Annotated in this window: 53 protein-coding genes; 2 read left to right on the forward strand and 51 right to left on the reverse strand. The window is 33.8% G+C overall.

Features of this window, described 5'->3' with window-relative positions; translation table 11 throughout:
- Positions 1–3: 3 nt before the first annotated feature.
- The 10 genes from WFI24_RS13410 to WFI24_RS13455 form a co-directional block, all read right to left on the reverse strand.
- Positions 4–894, reverse strand: coding sequence for a hypothetical protein (locus tag WFI24_RS13410; RefSeq protein ID WP_336761465.1), 891 nt, complete (start codon positions 892–894; stop codon positions 4–6).
- Between the two features lie 266 nt (positions 895–1,160).
- Positions 1,161–1,532 (reverse strand): hypothetical protein, encoded by a 372-nt coding sequence (locus WFI24_RS13415; protein WP_336761466.1) that lies wholly within the window; start codon positions 1,530–1,532, stop codon positions 1,161–1,163.
- A 291-nt stretch (positions 1,533–1,823) separates the two neighbouring features.
- A complete protein-coding gene (locus WFI24_RS13420) occupies positions 1,824–2,201 on the reverse strand; it encodes a hypothetical protein (protein WP_336761468.1) in 378 nt (125 codons plus the stop codon).
- A gap of 62 nt (positions 2,202–2,263) precedes the next feature.
- On the reverse strand, positions 2,264–2,398 hold the full coding sequence (locus WFI24_RS13425) for a cyclic lactone autoinducer peptide (RefSeq protein ID WP_336761470.1): 135 nt from the start codon (positions 2,396–2,398) through the stop codon (positions 2,264–2,266).
- Entirely contained in the window at positions 2,391–2,924 is a 534-nt protein-coding gene (locus WFI24_RS13430; RefSeq protein ID WP_336761472.1) for an accessory gene regulator B family protein, read from the reverse strand. Before WFI24_RS13430 ends, WFI24_RS13425 begins: the two co-directional genes overlap by 8 nt.
- Positions 2,917–3,564: a hypothetical protein gene (locus WFI24_RS13435; protein ID WP_336761474.1), complete on the reverse strand. Its 648-nt coding sequence runs from the start codon at positions 3,562–3,564 to the stop codon at positions 2,917–2,919. Before WFI24_RS13435 ends, WFI24_RS13430 begins: the two co-directional genes overlap by 8 nt.
- A 134-nt stretch (positions 3,565–3,698) precedes the next feature.
- Positions 3,699–4,712, reverse strand: a complete 1,014-nt coding sequence (locus tag WFI24_RS13440) for a phage lytic cycle repressor MrpR family protein (RefSeq protein ID WP_336761476.1) — start codon at positions 4,710–4,712, stop codon at positions 3,699–3,701.
- Positions 4,705–6,024, reverse strand: coding sequence for a DNA sulfur modification protein DndB (locus WFI24_RS13445; protein WP_336761478.1), 1,320 nt, complete (start codon positions 6,022–6,024; stop codon positions 4,705–4,707). The genes WFI24_RS13440 and WFI24_RS13445 overlap by 8 nt, the downstream gene beginning before the upstream one ends.
- A gap of 153 nt (positions 6,025–6,177) precedes the next feature.
- The gene (locus tag WFI24_RS13450) at positions 6,178–6,366 is read right to left on the reverse strand and encodes a hypothetical protein (RefSeq protein WP_336761480.1); all 189 of its coding nucleotides are present in this window, start codon (positions 6,364–6,366) and stop codon (positions 6,178–6,180) included.
- A gap of 87 nt (positions 6,367–6,453) precedes the next feature.
- Positions 6,454–6,819 (reverse strand): type II toxin-antitoxin system PemK/MazF family toxin, encoded by a 366-nt coding sequence (locus WFI24_RS13455; protein ID WP_110894699.1) that lies wholly within the window; start codon positions 6,817–6,819, stop codon positions 6,454–6,456.
- 243 nt (positions 6,820–7,062) lie between these two features.
- On the opposite strand from WFI24_RS13455, the gene WFI24_RS13460 reads away from it, so the two are divergent.
- Positions 7,063–7,545: a hypothetical protein gene (locus tag WFI24_RS13460; RefSeq protein WP_336761484.1), complete on the forward strand. Its 483-nt coding sequence runs from the start codon at positions 7,063–7,065 to the stop codon at positions 7,543–7,545.
- A gap of 69 nt (positions 7,546–7,614) precedes the next feature.
- Here WFI24_RS13460 and WFI24_RS13465 read toward each other — a convergent pair whose 3' ends face one another.
- The 30 genes from WFI24_RS13465 to WFI24_RS13610 form a co-directional block, all read right to left on the reverse strand.
- Positions 7,615–9,066 carry a hypothetical protein gene (locus WFI24_RS13465; RefSeq protein ID WP_336761486.1) on the reverse strand — a complete coding sequence of 484 codons (1,452 nt, stop codon included), beginning with the start codon at positions 9,064–9,066 and terminating at the stop codon, positions 7,615–7,617.
- Positions 9,067–9,116: 50 nt separating this feature from the next.
- On the reverse strand, positions 9,117–9,530 hold the full coding sequence (locus WFI24_RS13470; protein ID WP_336761488.1) for a hypothetical protein: 414 nt from the start codon (positions 9,528–9,530) through the stop codon (positions 9,117–9,119).
- Between the two features lie 17 nt (positions 9,531–9,547).
- Positions 9,548–9,907, reverse strand: coding sequence for a cyclic-phosphate processing receiver domain-containing protein (locus WFI24_RS13475; RefSeq protein ID WP_336761490.1), 360 nt, complete (start codon positions 9,905–9,907; stop codon positions 9,548–9,550).
- A gap of 46 nt (positions 9,908–9,953) precedes the next feature.
- Positions 9,954–10,178, reverse strand: coding sequence for a hypothetical protein (locus WFI24_RS13480; RefSeq protein ID WP_336761492.1), 225 nt, complete (start codon positions 10,176–10,178; stop codon positions 9,954–9,956).
- A 32-nt stretch (positions 10,179–10,210) separates the two neighbouring features.
- Positions 10,211–10,537, reverse strand: coding sequence for a hypothetical protein (locus WFI24_RS13485; RefSeq protein WP_336761494.1), 327 nt, complete (start codon positions 10,535–10,537; stop codon positions 10,211–10,213).
- A gap of 42 nt (positions 10,538–10,579) precedes the next feature.
- A complete protein-coding gene (locus WFI24_RS13490) occupies positions 10,580–11,191 on the reverse strand; it encodes a DUF2971 domain-containing protein (protein WP_336761496.1) in 612 nt (203 codons plus the stop codon).
- 290 nt (positions 11,192–11,481) lie between these two features.
- Positions 11,482–11,718 carry a hypothetical protein gene (locus WFI24_RS13495; RefSeq protein WP_336761497.1) on the reverse strand — a complete coding sequence of 79 codons (237 nt, stop codon included), beginning with the start codon at positions 11,716–11,718 and terminating at the stop codon, positions 11,482–11,484.
- A gap of 1 nt (position 11,719) precedes the next feature.
- The gene (locus tag WFI24_RS13500; RefSeq protein ID WP_336761499.1) at positions 11,720–12,112 is read right to left on the reverse strand and encodes a hypothetical protein; all 393 of its coding nucleotides are present in this window, start codon (positions 12,110–12,112) and stop codon (positions 11,720–11,722) included.
- A gap of 107 nt (positions 12,113–12,219) precedes the next feature.
- Positions 12,220–12,552, reverse strand: a complete 333-nt coding sequence (locus tag WFI24_RS13505) for a LytTR family transcriptional regulator DNA-binding domain-containing protein (protein WP_336762235.1) — start codon at positions 12,550–12,552, stop codon at positions 12,220–12,222.
- A 280-nt stretch (positions 12,553–12,832) separates the two neighbouring features.
- Positions 12,833–13,015 (reverse strand): hypothetical protein, encoded by a 183-nt coding sequence (locus WFI24_RS13510; protein ID WP_110894719.1) that lies wholly within the window; start codon positions 13,013–13,015, stop codon positions 12,833–12,835.
- A gap of 275 nt (positions 13,016–13,290) precedes the next feature.
- Positions 13,291–13,509, reverse strand: a complete 219-nt coding sequence (locus tag WFI24_RS13515; protein ID WP_336761501.1) for a hypothetical protein — start codon at positions 13,507–13,509, stop codon at positions 13,291–13,293.
- A gap of 202 nt (positions 13,510–13,711) precedes the next feature.
- Positions 13,712–13,879, reverse strand: coding sequence for a hypothetical protein (locus WFI24_RS13520; protein WP_336761503.1), 168 nt, complete (start codon positions 13,877–13,879; stop codon positions 13,712–13,714).
- Positions 13,880–13,911: 32 nt separating this feature from the next.
- Entirely contained in the window at positions 13,912–14,136 is a 225-nt protein-coding gene (locus WFI24_RS13525) for a hypothetical protein (RefSeq protein WP_336761505.1), read from the reverse strand.
- A 30-nt stretch (positions 14,137–14,166) separates the two neighbouring features.
- Positions 14,167–14,421: a hypothetical protein gene (locus WFI24_RS13530; RefSeq protein WP_336761507.1), complete on the reverse strand. Its 255-nt coding sequence runs from the start codon at positions 14,419–14,421 to the stop codon at positions 14,167–14,169.
- A 35-nt stretch (positions 14,422–14,456) separates the two neighbouring features.
- Complete coding sequence (locus WFI24_RS13535; RefSeq protein ID WP_336761509.1) at positions 14,457–14,624, reverse strand: hypothetical protein; 168 nt, start codon at positions 14,622–14,624, stop codon at positions 14,457–14,459.
- A 21-nt stretch (positions 14,625–14,645) separates the two neighbouring features.
- Positions 14,646–14,888: a hypothetical protein gene (locus WFI24_RS13540; protein WP_336761511.1), complete on the reverse strand. Its 243-nt coding sequence runs from the start codon at positions 14,886–14,888 to the stop codon at positions 14,646–14,648.
- 34 nt (positions 14,889–14,922) lie between these two features.
- Positions 14,923–15,366: a GTP pyrophosphokinase gene (locus tag WFI24_RS13545; RefSeq protein WP_336761513.1), complete on the reverse strand. Its 444-nt coding sequence runs from the start codon at positions 15,364–15,366 to the stop codon at positions 14,923–14,925.
- 9 nt (positions 15,367–15,375) lie between these two features.
- The gene (locus WFI24_RS13550) at positions 15,376–15,543 is read right to left on the reverse strand and encodes a hypothetical protein (RefSeq protein ID WP_336761515.1); all 168 of its coding nucleotides are present in this window, start codon (positions 15,541–15,543) and stop codon (positions 15,376–15,378) included.
- Positions 15,544–15,585: 42 nt separating this feature from the next.
- The gene (locus tag WFI24_RS13555; protein WP_336761517.1) at positions 15,586–15,735 is read right to left on the reverse strand and encodes a hypothetical protein; all 150 of its coding nucleotides are present in this window, start codon (positions 15,733–15,735) and stop codon (positions 15,586–15,588) included.
- Between the two features lie 532 nt (positions 15,736–16,267).
- The gene (locus WFI24_RS13560; protein ID WP_336761518.1) at positions 16,268–17,050 is read right to left on the reverse strand and encodes a hypothetical protein; all 783 of its coding nucleotides are present in this window, start codon (positions 17,048–17,050) and stop codon (positions 16,268–16,270) included.
- 126 nt (positions 17,051–17,176) lie between these two features.
- Positions 17,177–17,401, reverse strand: coding sequence for a hypothetical protein (locus WFI24_RS13565; RefSeq protein WP_336761519.1), 225 nt, complete (start codon positions 17,399–17,401; stop codon positions 17,177–17,179).
- Positions 17,402–17,427: 26 nt separating this feature from the next.
- Complete coding sequence (locus WFI24_RS13570) at positions 17,428–17,589, reverse strand: hypothetical protein (RefSeq protein WP_336761521.1); 162 nt, start codon at positions 17,587–17,589, stop codon at positions 17,428–17,430.
- Positions 17,579–17,836: a ClpX C4-type zinc finger protein gene (locus tag WFI24_RS13575; protein ID WP_336761522.1), complete on the reverse strand. Its 258-nt coding sequence runs from the start codon at positions 17,834–17,836 to the stop codon at positions 17,579–17,581. Before WFI24_RS13575 ends, WFI24_RS13570 begins: the two co-directional genes overlap by 11 nt.
- 25 nt (positions 17,837–17,861) lie before the next feature.
- Positions 17,862–18,017: a hypothetical protein gene (locus WFI24_RS13580; protein ID WP_336761523.1), complete on the reverse strand. Its 156-nt coding sequence runs from the start codon at positions 18,015–18,017 to the stop codon at positions 17,862–17,864.
- Positions 18,018–18,054: 37 nt separating this feature from the next.
- The gene (locus WFI24_RS13585) at positions 18,055–18,306 is read right to left on the reverse strand and encodes a hypothetical protein (RefSeq protein ID WP_336761525.1); all 252 of its coding nucleotides are present in this window, start codon (positions 18,304–18,306) and stop codon (positions 18,055–18,057) included.
- A 31-nt stretch (positions 18,307–18,337) separates the two neighbouring features.
- Positions 18,338–18,589: a hypothetical protein gene (locus tag WFI24_RS13590; protein WP_336761526.1), complete on the reverse strand. Its 252-nt coding sequence runs from the start codon at positions 18,587–18,589 to the stop codon at positions 18,338–18,340.
- Between the two features lie 49 nt (positions 18,590–18,638).
- Positions 18,639–19,013, reverse strand: coding sequence for a hypothetical protein (locus WFI24_RS13595; RefSeq protein WP_336761528.1), 375 nt, complete (start codon positions 19,011–19,013; stop codon positions 18,639–18,641).
- 30 nt (positions 19,014–19,043) lie between these two features.
- Complete coding sequence (locus WFI24_RS13600; protein WP_336761529.1) at positions 19,044–19,310, reverse strand: hypothetical protein; 267 nt, start codon at positions 19,308–19,310, stop codon at positions 19,044–19,046.
- A gap of 93 nt (positions 19,311–19,403) precedes the next feature.
- The gene (locus WFI24_RS13605) at positions 19,404–19,904 is read right to left on the reverse strand and encodes a hypothetical protein (protein WP_336761531.1); all 501 of its coding nucleotides are present in this window, start codon (positions 19,902–19,904) and stop codon (positions 19,404–19,406) included.
- A gap of 172 nt (positions 19,905–20,076) precedes the next feature.
- Complete coding sequence (locus WFI24_RS13610) at positions 20,077–20,469, reverse strand: hypothetical protein (RefSeq protein ID WP_336761532.1); 393 nt, start codon at positions 20,467–20,469, stop codon at positions 20,077–20,079.
- 223 nt (positions 20,470–20,692) lie between these two features.
- Between WFI24_RS13610 and WFI24_RS13615 the strand changes: the two genes are divergently transcribed.
- Positions 20,693–20,914, forward strand: a complete 222-nt coding sequence (locus WFI24_RS13615; RefSeq protein ID WP_336761534.1) for a helix-turn-helix domain-containing protein — start codon at positions 20,693–20,695, stop codon at positions 20,912–20,914.
- Positions 20,915–21,117: 203 nt separating this feature from the next.
- Here WFI24_RS13615 and WFI24_RS13620 read toward each other — a convergent pair whose 3' ends face one another.
- The 11 genes from WFI24_RS13620 to WFI24_RS13670 form a co-directional block, all read right to left on the reverse strand.
- The gene (locus tag WFI24_RS13620; RefSeq protein WP_336761536.1) at positions 21,118–21,327 is read right to left on the reverse strand and encodes a hypothetical protein; all 210 of its coding nucleotides are present in this window, start codon (positions 21,325–21,327) and stop codon (positions 21,118–21,120) included.
- Between the two features lie 42 nt (positions 21,328–21,369).
- Positions 21,370–21,621: a hypothetical protein gene (locus tag WFI24_RS13625; RefSeq protein ID WP_336761538.1), complete on the reverse strand. Its 252-nt coding sequence runs from the start codon at positions 21,619–21,621 to the stop codon at positions 21,370–21,372.
- A gap of 43 nt (positions 21,622–21,664) precedes the next feature.
- Positions 21,665–21,868: a hypothetical protein gene (locus tag WFI24_RS13630; protein WP_336761541.1), complete on the reverse strand. Its 204-nt coding sequence runs from the start codon at positions 21,866–21,868 to the stop codon at positions 21,665–21,667.
- A 302-nt stretch (positions 21,869–22,170) separates the two neighbouring features.
- Positions 22,171–22,620 (reverse strand): hypothetical protein, encoded by a 450-nt coding sequence (locus WFI24_RS13635; RefSeq protein WP_336761543.1) that lies wholly within the window; start codon positions 22,618–22,620, stop codon positions 22,171–22,173.
- A gap of 107 nt (positions 22,621–22,727) precedes the next feature.
- Complete coding sequence (locus WFI24_RS13640; RefSeq protein WP_336761545.1) at positions 22,728–23,774, reverse strand: hypothetical protein; 1,047 nt, start codon at positions 23,772–23,774, stop codon at positions 22,728–22,730.
- Between the two features lie 15 nt (positions 23,775–23,789).
- Positions 23,790–23,972, reverse strand: coding sequence for a hypothetical protein (locus tag WFI24_RS13645; RefSeq protein ID WP_336761546.1), 183 nt, complete (start codon positions 23,970–23,972; stop codon positions 23,790–23,792).
- A 45-nt stretch (positions 23,973–24,017) separates the two neighbouring features.
- Entirely contained in the window at positions 24,018–24,212 is a 195-nt protein-coding gene (locus WFI24_RS13650) for a hypothetical protein (protein ID WP_336761547.1), read from the reverse strand.
- 15 nt (positions 24,213–24,227) lie between these two features.
- Positions 24,228–24,446, reverse strand: a complete 219-nt coding sequence (locus tag WFI24_RS13655) for a hypothetical protein (protein WP_336761549.1) — start codon at positions 24,444–24,446, stop codon at positions 24,228–24,230.
- Positions 24,447–24,487: 41 nt separating this feature from the next.
- Positions 24,488–25,363 (reverse strand): DNA (cytosine-5-)-methyltransferase, encoded by an 876-nt coding sequence (dcm, locus tag WFI24_RS13660; RefSeq protein ID WP_336761551.1) that lies wholly within the window; start codon positions 25,361–25,363, stop codon positions 24,488–24,490.
- Positions 25,364–25,409: 46 nt separating this feature from the next.
- The gene (locus tag WFI24_RS13665) at positions 25,410–25,679 is read right to left on the reverse strand and encodes a hypothetical protein (RefSeq protein WP_336761553.1); all 270 of its coding nucleotides are present in this window, start codon (positions 25,677–25,679) and stop codon (positions 25,410–25,412) included.
- Positions 25,680–26,108: 429 nt separating this feature from the next.
- Complete coding sequence (locus tag WFI24_RS13670; protein WP_336761554.1) at positions 26,109–26,351, reverse strand: hypothetical protein; 243 nt, start codon at positions 26,349–26,351, stop codon at positions 26,109–26,111.
- Positions 26,352–26,388 lie beyond the last annotated feature (37 nt).

The raw sequence follows: 26,388 nt of genomic DNA on the forward strand, positions 1-26,388 counted from the left end.
CTTTCAAAAGCCCCATTCATTAACTTTCTCGTCATGCTTCTCTTCTTCAAATGGACTTCCTATAATTCTATCATCTTCAAGTTCTTCGTTTGAGTATCTGCTTTGGACTATAGAGTTCGTGCTTCCACCTGTTATAACTAATTCCTTTATTGCTGATCCTGTAATGACTTCATAGCCATCAACAGTCTCCGTAGGGACGTAATGCTTAATAACTCCATGAACTCTAAGAGTTGAATTGGGTTGGATATTCGCTTTGAAATAGTTAATCAACTCATCATTTTTAGCGCTGAATTCATAAGGAACAATCTCAATATCCCCATGTTTCCGATAAATCAATTTGGTTTGGATCTTCTCGTTATTCGCGCTCAAGTATACAATCTCTTGATTAAAATAAGCTTCCTCATTACCTTGTATCTCTTCTGAAGATTCGCAATCATATAGTTCTTTAATTACAAACTTCTCTTGTATCTTATCTTTATACTCATCTATCTGAAGAGATCCTTTGACTAGAACAATTATTCCATCGCTCAGGTTCTCGTGGATACTTTTAATTGAATCGTATGGCAGCAATGAGGTATCTCTATTCTCATTAATGTTTAATCGTACATTGAATGAATTCCTAAAGGAGCTATATCTCTCACTATATCTGTCAGACCAAGGAACTGTAATTGAATCATCCTTGTCCACTCTCTTCCCAATTTTCTTATACATCTTAATTCTGTCTTGCTTAGAGCCCATCAGCTCAACATAGACTATAGAGTTGCTGCTAACTTTGACACCAAATTGGATTCTATTCCAAGTACCGTTATCACCTTCTGTATAAGCCTTATCGCTCATCATGCCAACTACTTGACCTCTAAGTTGAAAGTATCCATATGTAGGTTCTAAGGTCATTCATAACCCATCTCATTCTTTACTGGTGATGCTCTATTTCTCATAGTCACGCCTCCTGAATGATGTATTTATATAATCACGCTGAGCGTGTTATTTTCATCTTCGTTATGCTCACTTATACTCTCTTATGCTTCACTTTACAAGTCCAAATTCTTGATGAAACTATTATTTGATTAACTTGTTCACCTTACTTACTTAGTATAAGTTTAATATCTAATATCGTCAAGTATTATTTTTGTCCTTTAATGTTAACCGGGAAATCCCGGCTACATAAACTGCATTGAAAATCGGTCAAATCTAATTTCTGGATTGTTCAAATGAAGATTATAAATAGTCATTGTATCATTGCAATTAAATCTATCCATCTGCCATTTTGAAATGGGCTCTTGGAATAAACGCTCTAAAGCAGTTTTGTCATCGGTATTATATGTATCATTAAACTCTTCGAAAGAAGCAAAACGAGTTCTTTTAATCATATCTTTTCTGTAGTCATACAAAAAAGAATGCATGAACCCAGAAGATTTATCTTTGCATTTATCAATAAAAAAATCTAGGTTACCTTGGAAAAGAAACGCAACCATGTTTAAGAAATCTCCAGCCTTCTTGTCAACACCTAGTAGATCAATTATTTGCTGCATATACTCAAACCCTCTCGTGATAAAAATGTATTTTCTAGATGACAGTTTATCTTATGTACCAATCATAATCCATCATTATACACTTGACAATGACTGTTAGTAGTCTACTAAAAGTGCTTGACATGTGCATAAATATGGATATTATCCCAAATAGATGTCGCACTTTGTCGAATATGATAAATATAGAACTTGTGTTCGTATTTATTATACAACAAATTCAATGAATGATACAGCACTTGAGGGAGTATTCTTTTAACTAAAAAGAAAATATTTTAATCTATGTATAGCTGCTTATTTTCCAAACAGCTTTTTAATGTACTCTCTTACTAAATTAGTTCTTGGTCTTGAGATAGTTATGTACTCTTCCTCTTCCAAATCGAAGTACACTTTGCCGTTCTCATAATCTACACTTTTCATTTTAGTTAGGTTTCCCACTACTCCTGCATCAGTCATTATCATTCCATGTCTCTTGCTCATTAGTCTTAAAAACGCGTCATTACTAAAACAATGCACAAACTGTCCATCTTCTGTGTGAATCACAATTCGGTATTGCTGTTTAGCGAACATTTCTCTTGTAAAGTGCTTGACGTCATCAGCATTGATCCATTCTGCCTCATCACTTATGTTTTTACCGTCTCTCCTCTGCACCATAATTCTATCTCTAAACAATGCATTCACCTCATTTAAAATCAGCTCCCCATCCCTACAAGAAGAACAGGGAGCTTAATTTGTTACTTCATTTCTTCTGGTACTGGTTCATTATGAATCACAGTCCAGCTTGCGACATTGGCACCTACTGTTGCTACTGTCATAAATAAAAATCCTAGGGCAGTTACACCCATTCTAATCATTTTTGTTTTAATCATTCTTTTCACCTCCCTTCAAGCGAATGAGCAGGAGGGACTGAACTAATAGAGCCGCACAAATTAGATAGTTATTTAACAAAAAGCTCACTATTATCATGCCTATAGATATCCACTTTAAGTATTTAAAATGCTCCTTGAGAATCTTAGTTTGGTTCTCGATATTCGACGGTGCGAAGATTGCCACCAACCCTAAACTTAATAAATTCATAAGCATCGTGTAGTCACTTAAAAGATATCCAAACTTCGCAATAAGAGCGATTAAAATGGTTGAAATAACAAGGCATACTTCAGGTTTTTTAGCGTGATACCCACCAGAAACCATCCTTAAGGATGAGAAGGCGATTAAGCATATTATTACTTCGCTAACGATATTTAGTATTAAGCCGATAATCAATAATAGTACTACGGGTGCAATGTTAGATATTAAGAATTTGATGCCATATCTTGTTATACCTATTGGCGGTAACTCATCTGGAAATCTTTCAACCAGCTTAGTCGATATTCGTGTGGCGAAACTATCAATCATACATTCCACTCTTTTCTTTTTTAATATCTATGTACATTAAATTTATTAAGCACACTCCCCAGAACAAGATAGTCAGATATATATTTTCAACTGTTTTCACATTGTACAGCAGCGCCATAATTACGATGGCAATAAGTGTGCTAAAAATGTTAATTTTGTTTAACTTAATTTTGAAACTATAATCGTAGGACATAGTACTGAACCAGATTCTTTTATGTCTTAGAATAAGTGTAAGAACTATTAAAAATCCATTTGCCAAGAGCTGTACTAAAGAGCCAAACTCACTTGATGCTTCTGTAAAGTTTAATCCTGAACTAAGCATAAACAGTGCAACAACTGAGAACTGAGCCACTATTTGTGCCACAAAACCATAACATGCCAACTTGAAGCTCTCCCACAATTTTATTCTAAAATAGAAAGTTAATGATAATACTAATAAGGCAAAACATAACACTGGAACAAATCCTAAAATTGTCTCATACCCTTTAAGAAAGAAAGTTCCTATTGAGATTATTAGATTAGTTACTAGAATCTCTTTCCAGTAATCTTTAAAGCTGATCTTGAAACAGCCAAATGCAAACATAAATATTGTTACTCCATCCATTAGACTCATTAGCGCATACACGATATCGTTCTTCATCTTACTGTCTCCATCCTCTTATGTAGTTTATAACACAAAGATAATATGTATTTCTTGATTTAAATATAACATGGCCTCTATCAAGAGTCAACAGTTAAAACAACAAAAAAAGAATAAAGTTTGCACTCTATTCTTTAAAGGTTGTACACTTTTTTAATTGTTGGGACATTCAAAAATTCTGACTTCATGGAACCGTAATGATACAGGCCATTTTTATCCTTTTTAATGTTGTAATGATCACAAACAATACTGTATTCTTCTTCTTCCAGCTTCCCACGTTCAACATATAGATCCTTTGCCATCTTAAGCATTCCGCTATTTCGAACATTAACAATAGTTAGAAGGGGTAGGTTGTGCCACTCAGCAATCTTAGATAGTCTCATTGTTACTAAATAAATTGATGCTGGTTCATCAACGCCTTGTTTGATACTAGAATTCACAGCGGATCTAATAATATAGTCATTATCTATTAAATTATTATGAGTAACTTTTGTACTCGGTACTAAATTTCCATTGTTCTTAATATATTTATCTTCTTTATTTGCTATCCTGAGGATATTATACAGATATCCTGAAATAATTATCTCTCTGATTTCTTGACCATCACGAGATTCGTTAAATAATTTTATCTTATATTTATCTATTTCATTTGTCTCAATTATATGTTCCATTTTCATGTTAAGTAATTCACTATTCTCTCGTCCCATTATACCTTCAAATAATGCTTGAACCACGGCTTTATCTTGGAAGTTTAAGCAGCCTTCTACTACGTTTTCTATATCCTCTTCAGTAAATAAAGTTTGTCGACTATCATCCACAAACTGACTATACCATTCAAAAGATGTTACCGCATTTAGTGGATTAATATTATCTTTACGTAAGTCTTGTTCTATGGCCCAACCTATGTAGTTGTTGATAATACTCCCAGCCTGTTGCAAAGATGACACTTTTGTAGACTTTAGTAAATATAGAAATTGCGATATTTCTTGAAGATTAAAATCATATAGATCTTTATCTAGCTTTTTTTCCATTATTGAAACTCTCTTTAGTACTCGACCATATGCCTTTTTAGTAGCATCGCTTAAATTTTGAAGATATCTGTCTTTTTGTTCTTTATTAAAGAATTCTTCGTCATATATTTTATTCACTCTTATCGCCTCCAAAAACATTTACAAAATAATCAAAAAGTTTCTCACGAATTCTTTTATTGCCCGTAAGTGATTTCTTTGCATTCAAAAGTGGCACAAATTCATCGGCATTTTTACCAATAGTATCAATATACTTCTCTATTTCATCAAAATCAATTTCATTGTCTTGCATATATCGTGACAATACAATGTAGCCAATAAACATTAGTGGATGACTCATGAACTCATTTTTTCTTTCATTAAAGTTCTTTGAAAACTCATTGGGGTAACTACCCACGAGATAAACAAAAAACTCGTTTAGATACTTAGATATCTTTATAACATCTAATTGTCTTTCAATTGTATAGGAACGATCAATTGCGTATGACATAATATCAAAAGTTGTTAGATCTCCAGCTAAATCACTAACCATACTGCCTGAAGCAATTTGCTTTCCGATTTCAGACTTACGCTGAAGGTCTGCTACTACTTTATCAGACAATCTTTCTTGTGCTAATTCTTTTCTTCTTTCTTTATTTAAAACATTAATTGTATTTAACTGACTAAAAAAACGTTTTGCAGTCTCATAGTCATATACTCTAATTGATAATATTTCGTTTAATTCAACGTCTGGATTTAGACTAACAGCAGCGATGAACCCTTGTAAGCGATGGAATCCATCTAGTATAGACACTATTGCACCATCATTAATGGTTAATGATTTAGAGTTTGTGTCATAACTAACAGGCTCAACCTCAGTTGAGTACACGTTCAGAGTAATCATGTCCTCAAAGTATTGATTTTCAGACACTTTAGATGCAATTCTTTTCACACTTGCCTTGTTAACAATAGGAGTTTTAACTATTCCACCTGATTTATTTTCCTTATAGGTTACTCCGCGCTGAGTCTCTTCTTCATAAATAATGAGTTGACTATCGACCATTTTTACTAATTCTTTAATATTTATTTTAGTTATATAACTATCAAACTTAATTTCAATGACCTCTTTAAATGTGTGTGGTAAATATAACTTATCGAGATCTTTATCTTTTAATGTACGTTCCGCATCTCTTATCTCTCTTACACCAAAATAAGTTTCTGGGTTAGGATTTGAATTGTCAGCATCATACATTGCAGAAACAATACCTATCAAATGGTGTACATCAAATTCAGATATTACTTCTTCGTTTTGTGAGATTTTTTGCACCATACCAAAAGGCACATTATAATCAGCAAGTTTTAAATTAAGTTCATATTGTTTTTGTCTTGAATTTTGAATCAACTTTAAATTCTCTAATACTTCTTTTTCAATAATGTTACGATCTACTTTCATATGTACTCACCTCTAATAAACATTATAGCACATATAGTTAAAAATAATACATGTATCAATATCAAAGTGCTATAATTTCGAGGAAATATGTTAAGAAACTATTATGAATATACTACACAATTCAACCCTTTGCAAAATAAGAAAAAGCCTCAATTAGAGACTTTTATCATTTAACCACTTATGTAAATCTAAATTTGTTTTTACTACTTTATTCTCTTGTATGTCGTAAATTCTATAGCCATTAAACAAAAAATTATTTAGTTCATGTGGCTTTTCAGTTCCTAAATTGAGACACTTCCAAGTTTCAACTTTCAACTCTTTATCGTAATCTACAAGCTTCATTAACCAGTATCTCTTCATGCTCCACCTACCTTAACAATAGTATTCAAATTATATTTGTGTCAATGGTATGTGACAAGCGGTAAAAAATTACAATGAAAGAGATAGCTGCAGTGCTTTGTTAATTGCATTCCCAAAGTGTCTAGGTAGTTCTGCAATCTTAAAATCAAGTTGATCTTTTGATACAGTCATTATCTGTTCCAACAAAATGATACTGTCGTCATATAGCCCAATCTCTTCTTTTTCTACTTTTACGTGTGTGGGCATAGGTTTTTTAACTCTGCTCGTGACTGGTGCAACAATTACTACTGGACTATATTTGTTACCCATGTCATTTCCTAATACTACGCATGGTCTTTCTCCGCTCTGTACGCTTCCTTTGTTTCTACCCAAGTTCACATTCCACATATCTAAGCGCTTTACATCCTTCATCATTCGCTCCATTGCTACTGCCATCTTTAACACTCCTTATTATCTATTATCTTCTATAATCTATATGTACCACATTCAATGTGTTTTTAAACTGTATGTTCTATATAAGTATTATAGTTGTATTATAAAATTAAAACAATACGGAACGTTTGTTCTGTCAAGAACTTTTAGTAGCCGACTAAAATATTGCGTGGGTGAGCGAATAACCTATTGACTTTTAGGATATATATGGTATTAAGACTAATCAAATCAAGTTGGGGTGTTTAAATGAAAAGAAAAGATGAGTGGAATGTCGATGATGATAACTTATTAGCTAGCACAGTACTAATGTACATTAAATCAGGAAAAACTCAATTAAAAGCCTTTGAAGATGTAGGCTCAAAACTTAGTAGGACTTCTGCTGCCTGTGGATTTAGATGGAATTCAGCTGTTAGGCATAGATATATCGAAAGTATTGCTGAGGCAAAGACATATAAAATAAAAAACAATTACAAAAAATCGTATTCTCATGATGAGCTATCAATTGATAGCATTATCTCATGCCTTCTGACTCTTAAGGATGATCTACAGCGCGTTGAGATACAGAAGAGTATAATTAGTAAGAAGATACAGAACGTATCGTCAGAAATCAATGCTAGACGTTCTGAAAGGCATTTAGATGCTGCGGCAAATAAAGAAGCCCTTTCATTATTATTGTCCAAAGCTGCTGAGCTAGGACTATTTGAACAAAACAAAAAACCCGCCATTTAATTGGTGGGTTTTAATATTGTCTCTATTTAAAATCTACACTTCATTGTATTTTTCTATACACACAACAATTTAATATTTCGTCCAAAAATCAAATAAATGTTCAGTTGTGTTATGAGATATCTGATAGTACGTTAGATAAATTGCAACTAACGCTAAAAAAATAGTTGCAATTGTTAAAGCTACAGTTTTCCTCTGTAAAGAAAAATTTGTCTGTAGAGTTGCTAATTGAATAGTACTGTCAAATTGTCTAGTTAATGATTTTGCATGATCATCCGTTTTATTAATTAAATTGACCGTATATTCAAACAAGAGCTTGTCGAAACTTTCTGTTTGAAGTTTTGAATAATAGTTATAGTCTGCCTCGAATTCGTCTTTGATCCTGTTAAACATATGAATGTCCCGCTCTAGTTCTAGTCTGAGATTTATTATGTTTTTATAGTTGATCTTTTTAATGGACATTGAGTTATATGAACTAACTCGAAACAAAGCAATCTTTTCACTTATAAAAAGGGTGTATCTTTTGACTGTCAGCATTGGCAGTATAGACCTAACAAAGTCATCTGCTTTATGAATAATAAAATCAACATTTTGTTTTTCGAAGTGCTCATCGTCACTTGCATTATATAAAATATTAAGAGAGTCGTCGAGTCCGTCAAAATATTCTTCGTGGAGATACCACATTTTATCTTCTGATAGACTATAATTACGTCCATTTTTTAATCCAACCGAAGGCCAAAAATAATTTTTCTCAGGTATATCAGATTTCTGTTTAATTCTATACAACAACAAACTCGGAGCTACAATGTTGTTTTTATAAAAGAAAGCTGGGATATAATCACTAATCGTATTAAATAATTTCCATTTTAATTCTAAAATTTGATCTTCTAGCATTCTTCTTTTTACAATCTCAGGAGGTAGAGTTGAGCTATTCCAATATTTAAAAAACCCCTTAATTTTGGGTTTGAATATCAATTCTCCTTTAACATTATTCTGGATCAAATCCGTTAAGTTGGATAAATATTTGGAAGAAGGATTTATCAAAAAGTTTACAACCACAATTGAAGATGTAACTTGTGTCGCCTGTATGTTGACACGATCTATAAAGCTGCCTATCTCCGTGTCTCCCCTGAATTTTATGTAGCCTAGGTTACTCCATCGGTTTCCATGAATGTTACTTGCTACATTATCACAAAATTCATCAATATAATCGAGATTATTAATGTTCAATTCTGGACGATACTGATGAATTAACTTTTTCAATCCGTTTTTTAAGTCTACTAACTTTTCTACTGGTACTATCTCGGCAGCCGCTATGGATAATAAGTCTACCTCAGTACCTTTCGGAATGGAAACCTCACCTTTATTTAGTATTGAACCCTTTTTGCTCCAATAAAAACATGATAGTAAATTATTTCGATCTTGTTCCTTAATTTCAATGCGAGATATTTGTTGCGCCAAGAAACGTCCTAATTTTTCCCGTCTACTTAATCTTCTTTTACTCCAAGGATTGGTTAATTTCAAAATGTTCCCCCACTCTTTTTTAGAACTAAAGATTCGATGAAGCATGCCTTTCATCGATAGTCCTGACTGGCGCCATTTGTTTTAATTATCTTAGCGATTCTACCCTCTAAGTGTTCTGGGCGAATCATTTGTTTTACATCCAAACCATACTGTAAACACAAAGACTTATAAAAATCATGTCTCTCAGTAGTGGGTCTGTGTTCTACCCAAGAAAGAACATGTTCTTTTAAGTCAATATTGAACTCATCCGAGTCGTTGATTTGATTTTTGATTTCGGCAATATAATCTGAGTCTTTTCTGGGAGCGATATTTTTATATCTCCACACGATCTTGGCATAAATTGCATCGATATCAGAATCATTATAATCACTTTGGAGGAAACCCAATCTTTCACGAATATATACATCGATATAATGAAATAGGCTTGCTTTTGCTTTTACTGATAATTGATCAACTTTAGACACTATAATTCCTCCTTATTTTATCCTGAATACTTATTCACCGTTATCGGATAATGATAGACCTCAATATCCTCTGCAATGAACTCTCTTCGTTGAGCTGCTAACAGAGTCTCATACATGTTCTGTCTCCCAACTGGGTTATCGGTGTGTATGTATATCTTATCTACCCTCATTCCGTGTTCACAGAAGTGCTTCACCAAGTCATATCCATTAGGTAATTCTACACCATCTACATCTTCACCCAGATCATGGTCTAATGTAAGAATAGCCACCTCTCTACTCTCAAGGATATGTATTGCTTCGTAGTATGTACGAGCGACCACAAAGCCATCTGGACAGTCTCTGAGGTCGTCAACGTATAGGTTGATCTTATCTGTCATGGTCGCATATCCCTCCCCGTGAAACACATCCTTTACTGACTCTAATCTATTTGAAAATCACATAGAGAGCTGCTAATACAGTAATGCAACTGAAACCAACCACTACATCCTCCATGCCTACAGGAATTGTTAAAGGCATCAGAAGTAAAATTGTTAAAAAGATCGCTGGCAACCCGACAATTCTGAACAAGAATTTCAATCTTTTTCTACGTTCATCTTTATCCTTAGTTAATAGATCAGAGATACTAATTAGTTTTTTACTGTAGAACATTTCAATCCCCCCTATACTTGCAAGAATCCAAATTACAAATTATTCAATTCATTCTCACAACACAATAAATCGAGCTTATAATTCTCAATTCGTCTGTTGATTGCTTTAATTTCTTCCTGTTCCTTCTCAATGAGCATGTTAATCTCATACTTTTTTCTATGTAACTGTATGATTTTATCTTCTTTGCTCACCGTAGTTATTTCTTGAAGATCTTTCAATTTAGACTTTCCCACTCTTCCTGTATCCATAAATTTAATCTTCACCATATCACCCTCTAAAAAGTCAAGCACTATACACTTTCTGCCGTTGTTTTTAGTACTACTGTTGATAAGGTAGGAATAACCTCTTTTTATGTTCATTTGTTATCCCCACTCTCTTTGAAATAGCCATTTTACAGGTTATCAACTTAATACAGGATCTAAAACAACCACCCCTGATATACTACTTAGTATTTCTTTATCGGCTTTTTCCATAAATTCTCGGTATTGCTCCCCCTTAGTTAATAGAACAGTAGCTTCGTACAATTGAAATGTCATGTCACCCTTAACTCTCCACTCTCTTTCGTGAGTCCAATCTTGCATATTATTTGCGTCCCCTATATGGAAGTTTACAATCCTCCACCACTCATCTTCTGGTAAAATCCTTTTTGCTATAACAGAAGCTTCATAAATTACTGGTCGGCCACCCTTATGAAAAATATTCTTTTTTGTGAAACCCAAACCCACAGGTTGATATCGAACTTTGCCCCCGAGTTCCTTTCTATACATCTCTTCATATAAAGTGTTCTGGCACAAGCTACTGAGTGGAACATCTTGAAAACATACGGCTGGATTCTGACCAATTACAAAACCAGATGAAGTAGTGCTACCAATTAGCTTTCTTTCTTTTAAAATTTTTAGAAGAACATCTACGACAGACATTGAATCGGTTTTTCTAGTTAAATGGTAGACATAAGTGCTCATATCTGTACGATGTCGCATTCTTTGCCGCCATTGACTAATGTTATATGGCATTGTGCTATCTCCTTAATCTAATTTAACAAAATGAAACAGTCATTTGATCAGATCTTTACCAACTGTTACCCAAAAGATTGTAGGATTTAAGAATTATTCCTAATAACCCACAACCAAAGCCTCCGAGTAAGGTAAAACCTATGCATAGCCTATATGCAAATTTAAAACCCTCATCTTCTATGTTTCTAAAATTCTTAATTAATAGCAATCCTATGATTAAAGATATACATGTCACAAATACCCATATCGATTGAGTAATAATATATACTCCCCCTCTTCAGATGAAATAGTTATTTGATCAACTTTAAGTTATCTTTATATTCTTTTCTCTTCTTTTTACTATATTTCAGATCAATATTGTACTTATCACGAAAATATTTATCGTAGTCTTCTACTTGCTCTTTGGATGAACAATACTCCGATTCCATTTCAAATTGAGTTCCATCATCATTTTTAACTTGTACACACCATAAACGGATGTTCCAATCAAACCAAACGTCTGTCCATGTCGGCATTTGATCATTCATATTAATTTTCTCCTTGAATAAGGTTCATTTTCAATAACTGAGATGTGAAGCCTTTCGCTCTTTTTAGGCCAGCTTCGTTTTTATCACCAGTCACAGCATTCAATGAAGATATCTCAAGTATAACGCCATAAGTGTGGAATTCATCCCACTTCTTTCTTGTATTCTTTACGCTTCTGATGCCATATTCAGCATAGTCATAATCACTCTCTATCGAGCTCAATTTCAGTTTAATGTATTTTGGAAACTTGGAAATAAACTCTCTAACCGCTTCTTCGCTTTCAAATCCTTGTAAAGTAACTGCCCCATTTAATTCAACAGCTTCTAGTATTGCCTTTTCTGTTTCATCTATTTCATTTTGGTATCCCCTAGATGTAATCTTACTATATGGTTTCATGCTAATCCTCCTCATTCTATTAAGTTCTGATGAAATAAACCTTTCACAACCATATGTATGTGCCACTATATCATTAACTTAATTATATAGCAGCGACCACTTATACACTACTCAGATTTATCTAAAAGTTTCTCTATCCTATTTATATGCATCTTTGATACACTTGCTTGCTTTCCACTTTCAAATTCTGCCATCAGGAGCTCTTTGTCTAATTTCTTTACTTTTGTAGGATTAATGTACGTTGACCAATCAGATTTTACGAGTAATTCCTGATCATTTAGATATCTTAATATCTCAACATTGTTTAACATTCTGTATTCAGTGTTGTTGGCAACTAAATTTATCATTGATCCGTTTAATCCAGTCCTTCGAACGTATGCAATATCAGAAGCATTCACAGTTTTAACTTCATCTGTCACAATATCAATTACGGGTATCATCAAATGGATTCACCTCTTATTATATTTTATGTAATTCCGCTCCATCACATCGTTGCCAGTTACAGTAATATGTTGCTTTCTTAACTGATATCATCTTATCACAATTATTATATATTTGTCAATATTATCTTTGTGTATAAAAAAGACGGAGGGTTATCCTCTCGCCTTCGAATATGTATTCTGATCTCTGCTATATATTTCAGCAGCCTCTTTTAAGCTCATCCACCTACCATCATGGTCTTGTACCCACATAGATCCGTCTGGAAGACGTTTACCTCGTTTATACACTGTAGTAGTAAGCTTCCCCTGTCTGAGCGATACGAACATCTACAGCCTGTTTTAGATCCATGGTCAGCGAGTACACTCTGTCCATGAGGATGTGAGCAATAGTATTTTTACAGCGCCCTTGTTCTTCTACTGTTTCGATTACCTCATTGTTTACGATGATATTGTATGTGTTCATTTCATTTTCTCCTTTATTGTTATATATTATTTTTGTGTTTATTGATTTCCTTAAAAAGACTTATTTTACTTACTTAAACAGCGACAAGGTTTCTCTAGCGTGTTGTCATTCCTTTTTCCTCTATAAGACATAACAACTAGTTTACGCTGGCAATGTTTACAGTACCAAGTTTCTCGCTCTCCAGTTGTTACACCGTAACACTCGGCCACTGAGAACCTCCAATGTTGATATAACACAGGCATTATTACTACTCCCCTTCCTTTAAAATACTTCTTTCATTCATAGTCCTTTGCGCAGATACGTCCATTATAGAAGAACATAATCTTATACTGATTTTCCAATGAATCTCTAATGATCGAACCAATCTTCAAACTTGCATCCCTTAGTATAAAGAAGTAATCATCTTTATCATAAATCTTTACTGGTGTATATCCGTTTTCCTCTGCTTGCTTCAATCGTTCGTCTAATGTTAGTTTCTTAACATTCCAAATCAACTTTTTTCATCTCCCCATGAAAGAATCCTTTTACTTACTTCCAGATAAGCTTCTGATTGCAGCTCCAACATCTATCTTCTTTTGGATGCCAACCTATAGATTTATTACAATTTGGGCAATATGTGAAGCTTGGAGTGTATCCTACACTGTGCCAGCCTCTTTTCGATACTGTATCAGTGGGAACTTCTTTATCCATTTGCAATTAAATTCGCTCCTCTCTGCTTCTACAATTATGACAAAGAGGATTGTTCTTTTTTAATACCTCTATCTCTTTCTGTTGCTTCTTTAGAAGTGAAATAATCCCCATCATGACGGGACTATTTCTCCAGTGCCTATCGTCTATAAGTTTCTCTAATTGCTTAATATTCATAATGACAACTCCTTCCATGTTGTTTAACATCCTTATCTGAATTGCTTTATTTCTTCTATCTCTTTGCGCTTTAACACATCTAAAACTTTACCCAAATCTTTATCAGATATATTGTTTTCATCGCGAAAAGCTTCGTGTCGCAAATGCCAGTACTTCATTCTAATTTCTCTAAGTTCCCTGTTTTCAATGCGATCTATTTCTTCATTATTTAGAATCTCCTTGAATTGTTCCTTGTAACTCAAAAATTCTTTGCCCATAAAAATTCATCTCCTTGTAAAATAATCTATTTATTCGAACGTCCAAAAACAGTTACCTGTGTTGTTGTAACTCAACTCATAAATTTTCTTGTGAGCAAAAAAGTTTTCTAGTTTTTTATAAAAATCTTTAGTGGGGTTCACAATGAAATTTTTGATGTATTGACTATCTGACAAAACAATATCTACAACATTGTCCCCATTCCTATAAAGACGGATAATGCTACCCTCTAATTCAAGAATTTTGCTAAACTCATCCACGTGTTCTTGAGTAATTACAGATTTCATAATGTTCCTTCTCCTTTTTAAATAAAATATTCAATTCATTTAAACCTTTCTATCGAAATCACTTCTTCAGATATACCTTGTACCTCATAGTCATTTATGCAATCGAAATCTTTATATTTATTTATCGCTTCTTCTTCACTGCGCGCTTCAACTTCCATTATGTGTTCGCATTCCTTATAATACTTTACTTTATAAATAGCCATGTGAGCGTCTCTCCTTCGCAATCATAATGGATACTTCCGATAAAGTTTTTCCCTGAACTCATCATTTTCTATTAAATAGAACTCATCAATAACTTCATTATCACCGTTCCAGACTTTTAATTTCCAATCGTTTTGAATTTCAATTGTCATATCATTGTACTTAGCTAAAGATTCTAAAAGAAATTCCACTTCATTGTATTGAATACTTTCTTCATTAATGTCTATCCAGTTAGACTCTAAGACCTTGATGCCGAAGAGCTCCATTCGATTACCTCCATTTATGGTTTAAGTAAAAGGATCATTTTATGTATTCTATCAGCATCAGATATGCTTGTTGATATTTTTGCATACGCTTCATATCTTCTTCTTTTGGGTTTGGAATTCTACTCCAATCCATATTGTCTTTTACATCGGCAAGCTTAACTTTCACCCCAATAGGATTCAGTCTTGCTCTTCGAATGAAGTCCCAATAATTCTCCATTCTACCCGGAGATAATCTATTTCGAGTCACACTCTTTATTGCCTCAACGATTTCTTCAGTGAACCCTAAATCCAATAAATCTTTCTCCTTAATATACGTATCCTCTAAAACATCATGCAGTACACCCACAATTCGCTCTGCTTCAGTATCAAACTGCATCATAACCCTCAATGGATGGAGAATGTACGGATCTCCTGCCTTATCAATTTGACCAACGTGCGCTTCCGCTGCTATCTTGATTGCTAGATTTAAATTTGACATATATCTCTCCTATCCGAATTGTTCGCAAAGCTCATCTTCTTCCACAATTCTATCTTTAATCATGCAGTGCAATCTATTGTCATCAGTTGAGAATGAATTATCACATCCCATACAATCAAAGTATCGTCTGCTGGGGAAATCCTCTCTCAATTGATCAATTAGTTTTTCTTTGTTCACAATACTCCCCCTTTAAATATCTTGATCAAATTATAGATTCATTTAAACTGCAATCAAATCTCTTTGAAAAACAAATACGTCATCATCCTCACACAATTCCATAAACATGTCACGCTGTTCTTCAGTTGGAAATCCATATGTATTCTCTGTAACTATACCAAGAATCTTCTCAATGACAACCACTTGATACAATGTGATCACCTCTTCTATTTGATAATCTTATTGTATACTATCGATCTTTATTTGTAAAGTATTATCTTTGTCTTTTAAAAAAAGAAAAGAGATGCTTTTGGCATCTACAGTTATACTCAATTAGTATTGGTTTTCATAAACTCAATATAATGCTTCTTGCATCTATTTCTCATAAACGACCTCTTTTTGCAACCCTTAATACTGCAAACATTGTATTCGTACTGCATCATATCAGCCTTTGATTTGTGTTCTGCTTTTGTTGTACTTCTAATTATTCGAGCAGTATCAATCAGGTACTCCCTACATTGGTAACATAGTCCCATAGGAGAGTTCTCATTTCTGTAGTTCTTACAACCATCTCTTAAGCACTTGACGAGAGTTTTACTCATAGCATCCACCATCCAGTAAATTCTAAGTTGTCTATATATCTATTCTAACACTGGATGATCTTCTGGGTAAAATTAATCTTTCATGAGGTACTTATGCAGAAAAAAGGGAATGCCCTTTATCGACACTCCCTCTAAAATCAAAACTATTTAGCATCCAACTTTAATCTCACAGCTTCTTTGGCTTCCATTATCTTCAGAATTCCATTCATAACAAATGAATCGGACATGGCAATTTCATCTTTAAACTTAGACATATGACTTGGCTTTTGATCATCTAAGAATTCAAGAACAGCATCGAATGCCTTACCTTTAGAGTAGTAAGCTGTACTTAAATCAGAAGTGGCTCCATTTAACTTCGTTTTTACATCTTTAGGGAGACCTTCTGGAACCTCTAAATTATAAAACTTAGACTGCAAGTGATCAGCAGCTTTCTTCGCATTTTCTGTTGCTTCATATACGGTATAAATATCAACAGTACCATTTCCCAAACCAGTCATTGCTTCTTGGTATGTACTCATAATTGGAGACATAGTTTCTTCTAATGCGTAAACGGATTTTTCAAATGCTAGCACTTCTTTTTGATGGGCTTTTTTAGTAGCAGCATTTTTGGCTTTTAGCTCGGCTTCTTCTTTAGCCTTCTTTTCTTTTTCTAGCTTTTCCGCTTCCTCATCTGACTTAGCTGTACCTTTATCAACCACTGCAACCGCCTTTTCCACTTCTGGCACTTTTTCTTGCGTGGCTACTTTTTCTGTTTCACCCGTTGCCGTCACGTTTGGCTTTTCCTCGGTAGGTATCACAATAATCAATAAAACTAAGCCAGCCCATATAGCACCGCCGATTCTTGCAACCTTGCCAAGTTTCTTCCACGAGACAGCAATAATGATGAAAGGCAAGAATATCCATGCTAAAATTCTTAGTAACTTCAAAACACTACCTCCTAATGTACTATTTATCTCAGCTAATTATATAGTAAAGGGTGACTAATGTCTTTAAATATTTTCCATTTTACCTATATGAAAATAGGTCTTAATGATCAATATAAAATCAGACTTTCATAAACTCTTTGACGTATCAATTAATCCTGACAGCAAACTCCCCATTTGACCAATACTATTCTTATACAATCCATCTATGTAGTTGTCTCGATCATTTAATCTTTTTGTTAGTTCCCTATTTTCGTATCTTAAATTGATTAGTTCTTCTATCATTTCAACAGTTGACAGAGCGTTTTCATAAGTAAGCCTTTCTTGAGGCGATAAAAAGTCCATATAATTCATATCAATTCTCCCCTTTTATGTATCTATTATATTTCTTCATATGATTTAATCTTCTCAGTAGCTTCAATATATCTACTCAGGTAGCTTGGTGAAACTCCAAAAGAGCCTATTTTAACGGCTAAATCGTGCTCTTGTTTGTTGTTCTTCATATTACTATCAAATAGCTCTAGTAACTCTTCACGGCTCATTTCTGTTAGTTCCTTCAGTAATCCCATCGCGATCGTCTCCCTCATCTAAAATTTCTTTGCATATCTCTATACATTCATCACAGATACTTGCCTGTTTTGATGCTACCATTCTTACCACTTCTGATTGACCCTTGCCGCAAAAAGAACAATGCATTTCAAGTTTTCTCTCTGGAAAGGCAATTAACTCATCATATTTCTTAGCTTTGTCCATTAAGATCATAGCTTCTTGCATCAATTGTGCATTCATTTTGAATTCTCTCCTTTATCTATGTTTATTCCTCTGATTTAAATAAATCTTTCCAATCTTTATCTACAATCTCTTTTATGTTTCCATCTTGTTGTTCTACTTGCGTATTTTGTTGGTCTGGATCATAAGCCAATCCATATCTCTCAGCAATTTCTTTAATCTTATGTTGGATATCTCCCATTTGACACCAGCTTTCTAAGTGATATTCAACTTTTATCTCAATCCCAGACCCACATAGAATATTCTGCTATGGGCTGGATCAGTCTCGTTTTAAAACCCATAGCCTCTATATGACTAACTAGCCTGTTTAGTGCTTCATTTCTAACTTCTTTATTTGCATATCCATCTTGAAATTCTTCATAGTATTTACAATTGAATGCATACAGTGTGTCGCTGAATATTTCTTCAGGCAATTCTGATTCAATCACATGATAATTGCTGTAGTTATCAGTCAATCCAAAAGATTTCATTGCTTTACCTCCTTGTAAAATAACTGTTTTATTAAGAAAATAATTTATAGTTTCGATCTAATAAATCCAATTCATCGTCATTAAAGAACTGCCACCAATACTTCTCCACTAGATCAAAGTTAGCAGTATAAACTGTATCTTTGTCTACATAAGGAATATGTAATTTAATCTTATAATCATATCCACCGTAATCTTCATAGCCGCTATCTTTTCGCCCTATGATAATTCCGGTTACTTGGGCATAAGGGTTGATATAAACTTTATCTCCTACCTGTCGTTTCATTTTAAATCCGTACCTCCTTTTCTCGATCAAATCCTGCTTTGATTAACTTTCAACCTAACCCCAGTGCCTTAATTATCTCTTTTTGTTTTGCTGCTTTTCCTTGTAAATATCCTTCGTTACGCTGTTCAGAAATCTTATGTCCTATCATAGTGATAAATTCAATTGCTCCAAATTTACGAATTACTAAACTGTACAAATATTCAACCATCTCTACACCGCAATCTTCAATCTTCAATAAATTTTCAATTACATCAATGACCTCTGGTTCTGTTATGTAATAAGTCTCATTAAATCTACTCTCAAATCTATACAGTCTCTTTGAGTTAGTCCTGCCGCCTTTACGGATTCTCAATTCTGGCGTTCCTCGCTCATAGTAACTTCCACTTGTGTCATCCTTTTCACCAATCCACTTTTCATTAGACATTTTTTTATCTCTCCTTGTGAAATACTGTATTTACTCAGAATCAGCTATACTACTTCTTACAAATTCTTTAATGTCATCAAGGATTTCAAATTGCCAACTAGAGAAATCGTACCTTTCTCCATAACGTTCACAGGCTTCAGCTTTGGCAATTACTACTTTACCTTCCCAATCATCAAACCTATGAGTTGTTTGCCAGTCATTAAACGATCTAATGACTAAATTCACTCTCTCCCTGTTACTGTTCCACCAGTCAATATCAGTGTCGGTGTCCAGTTCCTCAATAAGTTTAAAATTCAACCCTTATCCTCCTTTTCTGTATGAATCGTTGTTTTATCGTTGTTGGGCACATGTTTGATTATTTACATGTGCCACAGTTGCAATTGATTAATCTTACTCGATACCACATTTGTCACAAAAATTGTCCCACGCTTTATCATATTTTTTGCTCCCCGCTCTTCCTCCAAATTCCTTTGACCACATATCTGCCACAATTTCAAACTGTCTATCAGAAATATCTTCAATTTCCTTTGTGAAGAGAAGCTCTGCTATACTGTAGAAAATTCCTTTTTCCTGAATACGAATTTCCATTCCACTTGCTGGATAATATCGTTTATTGTCTTTATCCATAAGGTAATCGATAAGCCATCCATTTTTACTGTAATAAAAATCTCTATCTTTTTTCTCTTTTTCTGCTCTCTCCTCCAACTCGGATAGTCTTTTTACTTTAAATTCTATGTATTCATTAACATTTCTTCTATCTCCCATTTCCCACACTTTAATTCCTGAAACGATTTGGACACATTCAGAGCCATAGGATTGGCCATCAAATTCAAAAACATTCTTAATTCCTTGTCCACATCGTGCACAGTTTGTTATGATACCTGTTTCCATATTTGTTACCTCCCTTAGTTTTAATGAAATCGTTGTATTATATTATCTTTATGTAATTAATTTTCCAGTATAGTGTTTCTAATTCCAATACATTGTTTCCTCTGCTTCATACCCAAATTATACATCTAACTATATGTATTGTCAATATTATCTTTGTGTTTTAAACAGGGTATTAAACTTTCGCTAGTATACCCAACACCACTCCAAATCTATTTGTTTTATTCTCACTCCACAAATTGAACAGATCGCCAAAAATAACCCCGTATTGCTTCATCTGTTGCACATGAGAATCTGTTATAGATTCGTTGAATAGATCGCTCAAAGTTTTTACGGGATTTTCTTGAAACTCTTGATATATTGTATCAGTTACAATAGAATTACTTTGATGTAATTTTCTGAATTGATACAACACTCTATGGATATTCAACTCTGAATAATCATTATCTAGACGCAAATAGAACTCATCAGTTTCTTCATGAGTCTTCAGAATTGTCCGTATGTTTGATTTTAATATTGTAGCTTTTTCGCTGATCTCTAAAATATCGAACAATGATTCTATTGTCATAGATGAATCTCCTTATGTATGTTTTACTTTGCTGCCTTGGAGGTCATTTAACTTTTGTGCTTCATAATACTTAACAGTCCAGTTTAATCAACTGCTAGTTAAGCACTCTCTATAATGAGGGTGCTTTTGTTATGTCTTCTTTTTGTTACTCGAATAGTAACACTGTTCTAAATTTAACCCAGTTACTGTCTGTTGTCAACTGAATTTGTAAGGAGGATTGTAAATGGTTTCTCGACGCTTAAAAGTACATTTAGGGAATCTACTCGCAAGTAAAGATTTGTCTGCTAGACAACTTGCAAAACGAACTGGTTTACGTCATGTGACCATAAGTAATATCATCAAAGGTGAAGCTGTATACATATCATTTGAAGCCGTCGAGAAGATCTGTAATGAATTAGATATTGACGTTAATGAGATAATGTCCATGATTGAAGAAGATGAGTAGAAGCACGTTTATCTGGCTAGTAGGCAATTGCTTGGCCCTCATAGCTTATCTGATATATGTTCTTACAGATTTAATTGAGTATGTATATGTTGTTTTGACTTGCGCGCTAATTCTTTTAATACTCTCCATATACTCAATAATCAAAAAGAAATAAAAAAGGAGCTGCTTAGTGGCAGACTCCTCTTTCTTATGTACAAGTAACTTTAAATTGATTTTCTATTTCTAATCCAAACCAGTACCTTTTCCCTTACTTCGGTATCAAACCATCCCCATTCGGCTGCTAAGTGTTTGATGTCACTGGGCAACTGTTCGTGAATATTCTTAATAGTATCTTCAGACGGTACTCTGTTATAGGTGTCTACATAACAATCGTTAATCACAGAGCTTCTATCGTGGATTTCTACATCTTTCATTTATGCGTCTCCATTCTTTATCAAAGTAACATTTGATCACCTTTAGGTTGATTTAATCCGTTTTCTATATTCCCTGCGCTTCTTTAAACTGTATTTGTGATCAATATTGTATTCCTTTTCCCATTCGGATTCTGTTAGCAGAGCACCCTCTTTAGAGCCGTAAAAAGCCTCTCCTACTTGAGTTTCATCATCAGTCATTAGTTGAACACAATATCCGTATTTCCCGTTGTACCAATTCTCAATCCATGTGGGAGTGACATCTTTTGGTTCGTCATCTGGAAAGTTGAATTGCATTCTACTCATTCCCTTCTGAGGATTTTTTGATCATATTAAAATTTCATTTGAATTTAGTATTTATCAATGTCATCTCATCAACACTAAAATCATTCATGAATTTACTCATACAATGCTCACTATGGAAATCATATTCTTTGTTGTCCATTTCAACACTTTTACATTCATCACCTTGGGAGAATCGTTTTTGACCACAATAGCACTTTGTATTTGTTTGCAATGTACCTTCGTTATTCTTCTTAATCATGTTATCGCCTCCATAATTTTATTATCTCATGAATCTAAAGTTCAATGGAATACCCAATCTGTCTTCAATTTTTCTGATTTTACTCTTCAGGATCATTCTCTCTTCCCAATTTAAATTGTCATTCATTAGATAATCTTCCTTGAGACTTTTCAGTAGATCTCTTGCACTCAATCCTAACACCTCTCTATGTATTATCATCTCTATCTGATTATAATTATACAACAATAAATATACATATACAAGTATTATTTTAGTGTTAATCATGATAAAAGTCTTGTTTTACCAAAAACAAAAACAGCCCGTTAAGGCTGCTGGTTGACTGTTTCTGTTGTTGGGATCTCAACCCCTAAAGATAATCCTGTCACAATGAATGAGACGATAAAAACAAGGATATATAACCATATAACCGTAAACCTTGATCTGCCATCCATAAAGGCCAATGCAGGATGAATAATGCCAAATAGCATTAATGGGACTGAACTAACCATAATCGTAAATGGTATAGCTGCAAAACGATTGAATGGTGCAAAGACAAAGCAGATAAAGAAAAAGACTGCAATTGTGGCAATTGTCATGTACTTGAATGTCTGAAGCTTCTTAATGCGCTTTCTAGCCTTTGGTTCTCTGTCGTAATAATCACTTATGTACTTATCTTGGATGTAGCTGTAAACCTTGTCTGATCCCCTCTTTGATGATTGTCGTTCTATCTTGTTCATTGATCTCTGAAACTTCTTCTGAGTCGGTGTTGGCAAGCCGTATCCCCCTTTTCGCTTTGTATACAGAGTGTATCATCATTCGAGTGTTTTGAGAACAAAAAAGAGCCCAATATGGACTCCTTTATCTTTGTGAAAGACTGGTTTTACTTAGTTTCAATAACTCCATTTTTGATTACATATTTCTTCGTTTCTTGCATTTCTACCTGAGTATTATCAACTACTTTACTACTATTAAGGATCTGGGAGATGAATTTCAGTTTATGTTCTAAAACAGACTTTTCTTTTTTAAGTTTACTATTTAACTTGGTTTTGTTGTTCAGTTGAGCATCTTTTCCTTCAATTAGAACTTCTTTCAATTTAAGTTGATTCTTTAGATCGTTAACTTCTAACTTCAACTCATTTATTTGAGACTGCAAGTTAGAGTCTTCTCTGACAATCCTCATAGCCTTTTCAAATTCACCTACAAGAGACTGTACTATGTCCGGTTGCTGTTGTTCATCTAAACTCTGAATCGGATTAACGATGTATTCTGGAGCGTTTAAATAGATTACATTCTTCTCCACTAAGTAATTCCGTAGAGATCCATATTTCTTTTTTATTTGGTAGTACTTTTGTTGAACATTATTAGCGTTCCTATTTAGTTTCTTGGCTGCTAGGCGAAGTGCGCCCATTTTTGAGTTTCCTTTGTTTGATTCTTCATTGATTGTCTGTTCAATCAGAAGCAAATCGCCATCAGACCAATTACCCAAAATTTCATTTTTCACCTCGTCAGGCACAACCGCTTCTACCTTAAGCAAATAATCTCTTACTTTTACAGCCACTTCGCTATCCTTTAAAAGCATTCCGATACGCAACATGGCTTTTCTTGTAAAGAGAGTGATGTTTGATTTTGCTGATAGCGTGACACCGTGTAACGCTATATTTTGTTTATAATCTTTAAACTCGATTCCAGCCATTGTAACTACGCCATCTTGATCTAACTCTTCTTTATGACGATTTCTAACTTGGCGAATGGTTGACACATCTACATCATAGTAGTTAGCCACTTCTTTGGACTCAATATGAACTTTATCTGGGAGTACAATAATATTTTTAACTTTATCAAGAACTTCTGTTTTGTTTATGTATTCGTTTCTAATACCTTTATTTTCAATAAATGATTCAGGCTGTAGTTTTAAAGCTGCATTCATATCAATCACTCCTAATTAGTTAAGTTTATAAGTACCAATGAATTCTTCGAGTTTCAAAATTTCAGGTTTTTGTAGAGGTTGCTTACCATTAATGAAAAGTGAAAATAACGCATTACTAATTCCTAATTTCTTTGCTATAAATGATTTCTTAATCCCGTGTTCGTTTATAACAATCTGAGTTCTCTCTTTCAGCGTCATGTGTTCACCTCCTTAAAATAAATTTTAATTTATGATTAAAAAAAATCACCTCACTTCTTCTAAATTAATTTTATAAACGTCTTTGACAATTTTTTTTATAACTCTTGTCGAGGAGCTTGTTCCAAATTCCCATTTTACTGCAAGTTCGAATACTTCATCCTCTGAAAGGTTGTCGATTTCTACTTCAGAAAGTCCAAGAATCTCTTTTACAGCTTCATAAGTACGCTCTGAATATCTCATAATTCATCCTCCGCTTTAGTTATATTTTTTAATGAATCGCTCAATTTGTCTTCTCATCGTTTTTAATTCATCAGGATCTTCTTCTTCATAATAGCTCCCACCGTCATTGATGACAGAGAGAACATAAAATGAATCTTCAATTGCTTCTTCTAACGTCTTATTTTCGGTATCTCCATCCCATCTAGAAAATACTTCATTTGGGACATCAGTCATCCAGTTATTGAGCGTTTTCATGTTATATTCTCCCTCTCATCTATTATATCAATCTATGTATTTTACTTCATAAAACTTAGTATGTGAGCAATAACATCTACTGTCCAACCATCGCCAAGCATATTATATCTATGTCCTTCTGCTACTCCTTCGGTGTATCCTTCCGGTACTGTTTGAAGTCTCTCGTACTCTAACGGGGTTAACCGTCTTATTTTATTTTCATTTTCTATGTATACTTTCTTTTGTTTATATCCGCCCCTACAAGCTGTTAAGGTGGCACATTTATTATTTTCGTTATAAACTCTCTTTAGTAAGTCATGCGTATTCAAATGGAGCCTAGTAACTATTTTCTTTGACAAGTCTAATGGATCATAAGTACGTTCGTAATAATACTTGCTGTCCACTTTTTCTTCCATAATATCTCTTAAGACTAGTCTTTTATCTTTGGGCTGCTCTACGCCTTCAATGTTTGTCCAATAGTATCTTTTTCGATCTTGAGCACTGACCAGTGCACTATCGATCATTATAGGTTCTACATCTAGCACTTTCGATATTACATCTCTGTCCTCATTGGACATACTCTCTACATTTTCAAGAATAAAATATTTAGGTTTTACTATTTGTAGGGCTCGTACATATTCATAAAATAATTTCGATTTTTCACCATCTAATCCTTGACTGTGCTCTGATCGGTCTATGTTGATAATCGAGAGATTTTGACAAGGGCTGCCGCCGACCAACAAATCTATTTTTCCTAACTCCCTTAATTCCACTTCTCTTAGATGCTCTACGTTCCCCAATTGTATTGTTTTAGGAAAGTTCTTATTTGTGATTTTAATACTGTGTACGTTTATTTCACTTGCATAGTACTTCTCTACTTGGATTCCCAATTTGTTTAATGCGATCTGTCCACAACTCATCCCATCAAATAGACTCAAAACTTTTATAATTAACCATCTCCATATATTATATAAGTGTATAAAATTAAACTTCGTACTGTCCTACAGTCATCATACCGTGTCCGTGATCCTGTTCCACTAATACAACACCTTTATCTACATAGTGAGTAAGAAGCAATTCTACTTCCTCATCACGAGACTCATTAAACGCTGCAACATGGTATTCTTTGTTCCCATTCTTGTCTAAAGTAAAAGATTTTGCATCTACATTGATGTAATCATCTACTGCATCAAGTCCCTCTAATATTGGTGTAAGTACTTCCCATTCTGCTTTCAGTTCTTCAAATCTTGTCATTTTAATTGTTCCTCTCTTTGTTTTATTTGTTATATTCATTATAACAATAAATATAAATATAATCAAGTATTATCTTTGTATTATTAGAACAAAATAAGCATTTTATTCAAACTCTTCTTTGCAAGAATAACACTCTTTACTTTCTTCTATGACTTGTTCTTTACTATTCACCACATACGAAATTGCGGAAAGTTGATTGCAAATGTAACATTTTCCTAATCCATTTCGCTCCTCATATTGTCCAGTATAGATTGAATTGTCTTCTTTTAAGTACACTATAGGCACTAAACTCTCCACCCTTCACCCATTAATTATAGTTATGCATTTTTATGTATGAATCTATCATTAATTACGAGGGTTATACTTGTGAGTGTGAATATTCATACGGTTACATCTAAGTGAAACAAGAATTTCATCTGGATTCCAATCTTAGCTTTGGAACAATAATTCTGAATATTCATCGATGAGATTGGTTGTTAGCAGACGGTTATTGTATGAATCATACTCCAATTGAGATAAGTAGACTTTCATATTTTTCTTCTTCACCTTTTTTATTGCTTCTATTACTTCATCTGCATTAGAAGTGGCACTTTCTTCTTTCAAGAAACTATTCATGTTTTGTCCACCGTCTTCAGATACTACAACCACTCCATAGAGTATATCTATTCTCATAATTGATCCTCCAAGTAATCATATTTTTGAATGAATT

Origin of the sequence: Paenibacillus sp. USHLN196 (assembly GCF_037144955.1) — a bacterium.
Lineage (GTDB): Bacteria > Bacillota > Bacilli > Paenibacillales > Paenibacillaceae > Paenibacillus > Paenibacillus xylanexedens_C.